Raw genomic sequence first — 523 nt, 5'->3', positions numbered from 1 at the left:
CATCGGGGATGGCTTCCTCCGCTTCGGCAATGGCCTGATCCAGCCCCAGTTCCCGCAAACTGTCGCGCAGCATACGCGTCAGGCTGCCGATGCGCGCAATGATATCGCCAGCTGAATGCTCGTCAGCAGGTTTGATTGATGGTTGCATCATAGTCGCATCCTCACATGCCCAGTTTCTCAAAGATTTTGTTGAGTTTTTCCTCCAGCGTCGCGGCGGTAAATGGCTTCACCACATAGCCACTGGCCCCCGCTTGCGCCGCAGCAATGATGTTCTCTTTCTTCGCTTCTGCAGTCACCATTAACACTGGCAATGCCGACATCGCGCCATCCGCACGAATTGTTTTCAGCAATTCCAGGCCATCCATATTGGGCATGTTCCAGTCGGAGATAACAAATCCATAACCGCCTGCCTGCAACTTATTGAGAGCGTCGACGCCATCTTCCGCTTCCTCAACATTATTGAATCCCAGCTCTTTCAGCAGGTTACGCACTATGCGTCGCATGGTGGAAAAGTCATCCACAA

The 523-nt window shown here is 53.0% G+C and carries 2 protein-coding genes; both read right to left on the bottom strand.

The window, feature by feature from the left end; all coding sequences use genetic code 11:
* Nucleotides 1-148 (bottom strand): protein phosphatase CheZ (locus MLOOGBEN_RS29775; protein WP_368737835.1); only part of this gene is annotated, 148 nt, incomplete at its 3' end.
* Nucleotides 149-161: 13 nt separating this feature from the next.
* A partial coding sequence (cheY, locus tag MLOOGBEN_RS28845) for a chemotaxis response regulator CheY (RefSeq protein ID WP_179161669.1) occupies nt 162-523 on the bottom strand: 362 nt, incomplete at its 5' end.

The organism is Bacillus sp. EB106-08-02-XG196, from assembly GCF_013396335.1.
Lineage (GTDB): Bacteria > Bacillota > Bacilli > Bacillales > Cytobacillaceae > Neobacillus.
This window is presented reverse-complemented; position numbering and strand designations above follow the sequence as displayed.